Raw genomic sequence first — 6513 nt, forward strand, 5'->3', positions numbered from 1 at the left:
GTCGGGGACGTGCCGGGGGGGCTCCGTCCTCGGTCCGGCGGGCGCCGTCGGGTGGGGAAGTGCCCGGTGGTGGACGCCGGCCGCTGCGGGCGGACACCCCCCGACACGCCCCCTTCCGTCCGAGCGCGGCCGGTCCGGGCGTGGGGGCGTGCGTGCGAACAGGGTGGCTCCGCGCGCTCCTTGTTTCACCACGAGGGTGGTCGGCTCCGGCAGGAGTGTGCGGATCGCTGTGGGTCCGCCGGTGACGCCCCAGGCCTGCTGGGCCTCGTCCTCGCCGACGAAGACGATGTCGGCGCGGCGGGCCAGTTCGAGGAGGACGTGCGGGCCCTCGGTGTCACTCCAGAGGCCCGGGCGGTGGTTGACGTCGAAGGAGACCAGGGGGCGGTGGGCGGGGCGGGGGGCCGTCAGGTCGCGGAGCAGGCGCAGGCAGTCGTCGGACAGGGCCGCCGTGATGCCGGAGAGGTGCAGGACGCGTCCCGCGCGTACCGCGGCGAGGTCCACGGTCCTCGTCGACATCGCCGAGGCGGCCGAACCGGCGCGGTAGTAGGCGACTTCGTGGGCGTCCGTGGCGCGGTCGCCCGCCGTGCGGAAGTACACGCCCGTCGGGCGGGCGGGGTCGCGGCGCACCGAGGTCACGTCGACGCCGTAGGAGCCGATCTCCTCCACCAGGTGGTCGCCGAAGCCGTCCTCTCCGACCCGGCTGACCCAGCGCGCCGTGTGGCCGGCTGCGGCCAGCACGCAGGCCACGTTGGACTCGGCGCCGCCGATGGCCCGGTCGAAGGAGGGGACGTCGGCGAGGCGCCCGGGGCGGGTGGGCAGGAAGGTGACCATGGACTCGCCGAGCGCGACGACATCGACGACGTCGGAAGCGGCAGCGTCGGAAGCGGCGACGTGGGAAGCGGCGACGTCGGGGGAACGGAGTCCGTCGGAGGGCACGATGGTGAGGGCTCCTCGTCGCGTCGGCTGGGGCGGGGCGGCACCGTTGACCCGGCGCCGGCTCGGATATTAGATAGGGATGAGCGATATACGCAATGGACGTTGCATAGGGTGCAACACACCTCGTCAGGGAGGCCCCATGGGTGTCGAGAGCGGCGAAGCGTCTGCCCGGCCGGCGGAGGAGCTCGTCGACCACCGCTTCAAGGGACTGCCGCCGGACGCCGACGGCCTGACGGTGGCCGAGCTGGCCGCAGAGCGGCGGAACCTGTTCACCGGTGGTTTCACCACCCCCGTGCTCGCCCTCTCCGCCGAGCACCTGGAGCACAACCTGGCGCTGATGGAGGCCTATGCGGCGCGCCACGGCCTCGCCTTCGCCCCGCACGGCAAGACGTCCATGGCGCCGGAGCTGTTCCGGCGGCAGATCGAGCGCGGCGCGTGGGGCATCACCCTCGCCGTGCCCCACCAGGTGCGCGTGGCACGGGAGTTCGGGATCGCGCGGGTCTTCCTGGCCAACGAGGTCGTCGACCCGGCCGCCCTGCGCTGGATCGCCGGCGAGCTGACGGCCGACCCGGACTTCCGGATCGTCTGTTACGTCGACTCGGTGCGCGGCGTGGAGCTGATGGACGCCGCGCTACGGGGTGCCGCGCGCCCGGCGCGTCCCGTGGACGTCGTCGTGGAGCTGGGCGCCGGCGAGGGCGCGCGGACCGGCGTGCGCACGGAGGCCGAGTGCGCGGTGGTCGCGGACGCGGTGGCCGGGGTCGACACGCTGCGTCTGGTCGGGGTCGCCGGGTACGAGGGCGAGGTGCCCGAGGCGACCCCGGAGCGGGTGGCGGCGTGGCTGCGCCGGCTCACCGCGCTGGCCGTCGACTTCGACAAGGCGGGCCGGTTCGCGGGCCTGGACGAGGTGATCGTCAGCGCGGGCGGCAGCGCCTGGTTCGACACGGTGGCCGAGGTCTTCGCCGAGCTGCCCGAACTGTCCGTGCCCGTACTGAAGTTGCTGCGGTCCGGTGCGTACGTCTCGCACGACGCCGGGCACTACCGCCGGATCACCCCCTTCAACCGGATCCCCGAGGAGGGCGCCCTGGAGCCGGCCTTCCGGCTCTGGGCCCAGGTCGTCTCCCGCCCCACCCCCGAGCAGGCCTTCGTCAACGCGGGCAAGCGCGACGCCGCGTACGACCTCGGTCTGCCGTCGGCGGAGGTGGTGCGGGACGCGGGCACGGGTGCGGTCCGCGAGGCCGCCGGGATCACGGTGACGGGGCTGTCCGACCAGCACGCGTGGCTGCGCACGGAGTCCGGCGCGGAGCTGGAGGTCGGTGACTGGGTGGGTCTGGGGCTGTCGCATCCGTGCACGTCGTTCGACAAGTGGAAGCTGATTCCGGTGGTGGAGGCGGACGGGACCGTGACGGACTACGTCCGTACGTACTTCTGAGCCCGGCCGCCGACTTCTGAGCCCGGCCGCCAAGTCCTGAGCCCGGCCGCCGAGTCCTGAAAGGTGACCCGCATGGACGAACGGGTATCGCGCATGGACGAACTGGTCTTCCGTGACGCCGAGGTCGTGGACGGCTCCGGCGACCCCTCCTACCGCGCCGACGTGGTCGTGGCGGACGGCCGGATCACGTCGATCGTCAAGGAGGCGGCCGCGGCCGGGTGCCAGCGGCCGAGGGCCCGGCGGGAGATCGACGCCGAGGGCCTGGTCCTGGCCCCCGGCTTCATCGACATGCACGCCCACAGCGACCTCGCGCTCCTGCGGGACCCCGAGCACACCGCGAAGGCGGCCCAGGGGGTGACCCTGGAGGTCGTCGGCCAGGACGGACTGTCGTACGCGCCCGTCGACGACCGCACCCTGGAGGAGGTCCGCCGCGCGATCACCGGTTGGAACGGCTACGGCGAGGACATCGACTTCACCTGGCGCTCGGTCGGCGAGTACCTGGACCGGCTCGACCACGGCTTCGGGGGCGAGGGGATCGCCGTGAACGCCGCGTACCTCGTGCCGCAAGGGACGGTCCGGATGCTCGCCGTGGGCTGGGAGGACCGGGAGGCGACGCCCGAAGAGCTGGGCCGTATGCGGGAGTTGGTGGCGGCGGGGCTCAGGGAGGGCGCGGTCGGGATGTCGTCGGGGCTGACGTACACCCCCGGCATGTACGCGAAGGACGCCGAACTCACCGAGCTGTGCCGGGTGGTGGCCTCGTACGACGGCTACTACTGCCCGCACCACCGCTCGTACGGCGCGGGCGCGCTCCGGGCGTACGAGGAGATGGTCACCCTGACCCGCGAGGCGGGCTGTGCCCTGCACCTGGCCCACGCCACCATGAACTTCGGCGTGAACGAGGGGCGTGCGCCGGAACTCCTCGCCCTCCTCGACGAGGCGCTCGCGACCGGCGCGGACATCTCGCTCGACACCTATCCCTACACCCCCGGCTGCACGACCCTCGTCGCGATGCTGCCGAGCTGGGCGGGCGAGGGCGGGCCGGAGGCGATCCTCGCGCGGCTGGCGGACGACGACACGGCCGGGCGCGTCCGGCACCACATGGAGGTCGTCGGCGCCGACGGCTGCCACGGCGTGCCCATCGCGTGGGACACCATCGAGATCTCCGGAGTCACCGAACCGGCGCTGTCCTCGTACGTGGGCCGGACGGTCGCCGCGTCGGCCGAGGCGCGCGGTGAGGAGCCCTGGGTGACCGCCCGCCGGCTGCTCGTCGAGGACCGGCTCGGTTCCACGGTCCTCCAGCACGTCGGGCACGAGGAGAACGTGCGGGCCATCATGCGCCACCGCGTGCACACCGGCGGCTCCGACGGCATCCTGCGCGGGGACAAGCCGCATCCGCGGGCGTACGGGACGTTCCCGCACTATCTCGGCCGGTACGTGAGGGAGTTGGGCGTGCTCTCCCTGGAGGAGTGCGTCGCCCATCTCACCTCACGTCCCGCCGCGCGGCTGCGCCTCGCGGACCGGGGACTCGTCCGCGAGGGCTACCGCGCCGACCTGGTCCTCCTCGACCCGGCGACCGTGGCCGCCGGATCGACCTACGAGGCGCCGCGCACCCTGCCCACCGGCATCCCGTACGTCCTGATCGACGGCCGCTTCGTCATCGAGGACGGCCATCGGACGGACGTACTGGCGGGCCGGTCGGTCCGGAGGACGGCGGCACCGTAGGGGGCGCGGGGAACTGCGCGAGAAGCCCCACCGGTCCGCGGCCGAAGAACGACCCCAGGGACCCGGTAGCCCTCACGCCCCCCGAGCGGAGCGCTACGGCTTGGGGAGCACGCAGCCCGCGGCCGAGAGGTCGAGCTTGTTGTCCACGCCGAAGCAGGCGGGGACGTGCCAGGTCTGCTGGGCGTAGTTGATGCCCCGGCGGACGGTCACGGTGCCGTTCGCGTCGACCTCGCAGGGGTTGTTGACGGTGCAGCGCTCACCGCTCTCGTTGCCCGTGTTGTTGACGCCGACGACCTTGTTGGTGGCGACGTTGACCACCGGGGAGCCCGAGGTGCCGCCGATGGTGTTGCAGGCGGAGGTGTAACGGATGGAGTCCTTCCATGTCCAGTCACCCTCCTTCAGGCGGTACGCGAACCCGTCGACGTCGCAGCTGTAGATCCGCTTCCAGTACCCGGAGACGACGCTGATGTCGGTGCCGGCGGTCGGGCGGGTCGTGTCGTAGACGAGCGCGTCGATGCCGTACGTGCTCTTGATCTGCGCGTACGTGGTGGTGAGCTGGTACACCGCCATGTCCGTGTCGGTCATCGTGCCGTACGCGATCTTGTTGGCGCGCAGGGTGCCGACGCGGGTGCCGGCGGAGTTGAGCAGGCCGAAGGTGCGGGTGGAGGCCCGGTCGACGATGACCTGTCCGGGGGTCGGGAAGCCGGTCTCCAGACAGTGGCCGTTGGTCATCACCAGCGCCGGGTCGTTGTCCTCGGAGTCGGGCATCCGGACGACCGAGCCGGAACAGTTGCTGAGCGAGACGGTGCCGGCGAAGTTGACGGCCTGGACCGCCGGGGCGGGGGTCGCGAGGTCGGCGACGGTCTTGTTCGCCGTGTCGACGACATCGCCGACCACGGTCTTCACGGCCGCGTCCGCCGACTTCCCGGGCGCCGCCGCTTCCGGCGCCGCGACCGCCGGTGCCGCGCCGGCCCCGGTGATCACCAGGGCGAACAGCGAGGCAACGAGAGGCTTTCTCATGTGGGGGTCCCCTCACTACAGCTATTGGGCTGCGTGGTGGCAGAAGATCTTCCGGCCACCGCAGTTTGTCATGCGCATTGTGAGGGCGATGTGGAGGACGAGCAAGGAGTTGGTTCCGGCCGCGCGATCTTCGGCCAGGGGGCGAGGGGTTGAGGGTGGCGGAGTGGAGAGGGGGCGCCCCGTGGCTACTTGGGGTCCTTCGTCGCGCCCTGACCCCGGCCCTGGTTGCCGTTGCCGTTGCCACGGGACGACGTGGTCTCCGTGGCGGAGGGGGCGGTGGACGACGGCGCGGAGCTCGCGGTGGGCGACGCGGAGCCGGAGGGCTCGGCGGTGGTGGCGGCCGAGGACGGGGACGGGGAGGCGTCGGGCGAGGGGGCTCCGGGAGACGTCACGGCGCCCGCTCCGGGGGCCTCGGCCGACGGGGTGGCCGCGTCCGCGTCACCGGAGCGGGCGGCGGCCGGGGTCGACCGGCTGGATTCCGGGGTGCCGGGCCCCTCCTTCTCCGAGGTGCCGAGTCCGGCCAGCCCCGCCGCCGCGACCCCGACGAGCACCGCGGCACCGATCCCGCCCGCGACCAACGCCCTCCGCCTGCGGGCCCGGCGCCGACCGAGCGTGCTCCGCCGCCCGTCGACCGGCCGCGCCCGCCGCCCGGCCCCGACCCCGGCTCCGGCTCCGGCTCCGGCTCCGGCTCCGGCTCCGGCTCCGGCAGCCTCCGGCCCGCCCGGTCCGTCGTACGCCTCCGAGTGCGCCGGCGTGTGCGGTGCGTGGTCGTCGTGAGGTGCGCGGTCGCCCGGCGCGTGGCCGTCGTGAGGGGCGCTGACGTCGTACGGCGCACGGTCGTCGTACGGCGCACGGTCGTCGTACGGCGCGCCGCGCTCGAACGGCGTACGGGCCTCGTAGGGGGCCCCGTCCCCGTGCGGCGCGCCGGGCTCGTACGGCGCACGGGCCTCGTAAAGGGCGCCGTCCCCGTGCGGCGCGCTCTCCCCGTGCGGCAGGCCGCCGGTGGAGCCCGCCCCTGCACCACCCCCGGCGCCCGGGAGGGCATCGACGGGCGGCACGACCTCGTCGAGCTGGACCGTGTCGTCGTAGGCGTTCTGCCAGCCGTGGGCGGTGGCCGGGTCCGCGAAGATCTCGTAGGCCGGGGTGGAGTGGGGGGCGCCGACGGGGTGGTACACGTTCGGCGGTGTCCCCGTGCCGGCCTCGTCCCGGTCCGGTCCGTGCGCGTTGTCCACGCCGCCCACCCCATTCATCGCGTCCCACTGCCTTCGTCGTCATGGGCCCTACGCCCAGGTGTCATGGGCCGAACGCCCAGGTCTCGGCGGCGTACGGCCGGGTGCCGTGCGGTCGGCGGCCGTGGGGTGGGGGGTCGGCCGGACCTGCTCGCGGATTGTAGAGAGGAGGGGGCC

Annotated in this window: 5 protein-coding genes; 2 read left to right on the plus strand and 3 right to left on the minus strand. The window is 73.5% G+C overall.

Going from position 1 to position 6513, the window contains the following annotated elements:
• The coding region (locus P1P70_RS37910; protein ID WP_413471639.1) for a sugar kinase at positions 1-831 on the minus strand (831 nt) is incomplete at its 3' end.
• Positions 832-1075: 244 nt separating this feature from the next.
• On the opposite strand from P1P70_RS37910, the gene P1P70_RS37915 reads away from it, so the two are divergent.
• Positions 1076-2365 (plus strand): amino acid deaminase, encoded by a 1290-nt coding sequence (locus P1P70_RS37915; protein WP_319245873.1) that lies wholly within the window; start codon positions 1076-1078, stop codon positions 2363-2365.
• A gap of 93 nt (positions 2366-2458) precedes the next feature.
• Positions 2459-4087, plus strand: a complete 1629-nt coding sequence (locus tag P1P70_RS37920) for a D-aminoacylase (RefSeq protein WP_319245878.1) — start codon at positions 2459-2461, stop codon at positions 4085-4087.
• Between the two features lie 93 nt (positions 4088-4180).
• On the opposite strand, the gene P1P70_RS37925 is transcribed toward P1P70_RS37920, so the two are convergent.
• Positions 4181-5107 (minus strand): serine protease, encoded by a 927-nt coding sequence (locus P1P70_RS37925; protein WP_319245874.1) that lies wholly within the window; start codon positions 5105-5107, stop codon positions 4181-4183.
• A 185-nt stretch (positions 5108-5292) separates the two neighbouring features.
• On the minus strand, positions 5293-6339 hold the full coding sequence (locus tag P1P70_RS37930) for a hypothetical protein (RefSeq protein WP_319245876.1): 1047 nt from the start codon (positions 6337-6339) through the stop codon (positions 5293-5295).
• Positions 6340-6513 lie beyond the last annotated feature (174 nt).

The organism is Streptomyces sp. MB09-02B (assembly GCF_033794485.1).
In the GTDB taxonomy this organism is placed as follows: Bacteria; Actinomycetota; Actinomycetes; order Streptomycetales; family Streptomycetaceae; genus Streptomyces.

Bases quoted from the DNA above. Each gene is read 5' to 3' on its own strand.
- P1P70_RS37920 (WP_319245878.1), top strand. From the start codon at position 2,459: ATGGACGAACTGGTCTTCCGTGACGCCGAGGTCGTGGACGGCTCCGGC.
- P1P70_RS37915 (WP_319245873.1), top strand. From the start codon at position 1,076: ATGGGTGTCGAGAGCGGCGAAGCGTCTGCCCGGCCGGCGGAGGAGCTC.
- P1P70_RS37925 (WP_319245874.1), bottom strand. From the start codon at position 5,107: ATGAGAAAGCCTCTCGTTGCCTCGCTGTTCGCCCTGGTGATCACCGGG.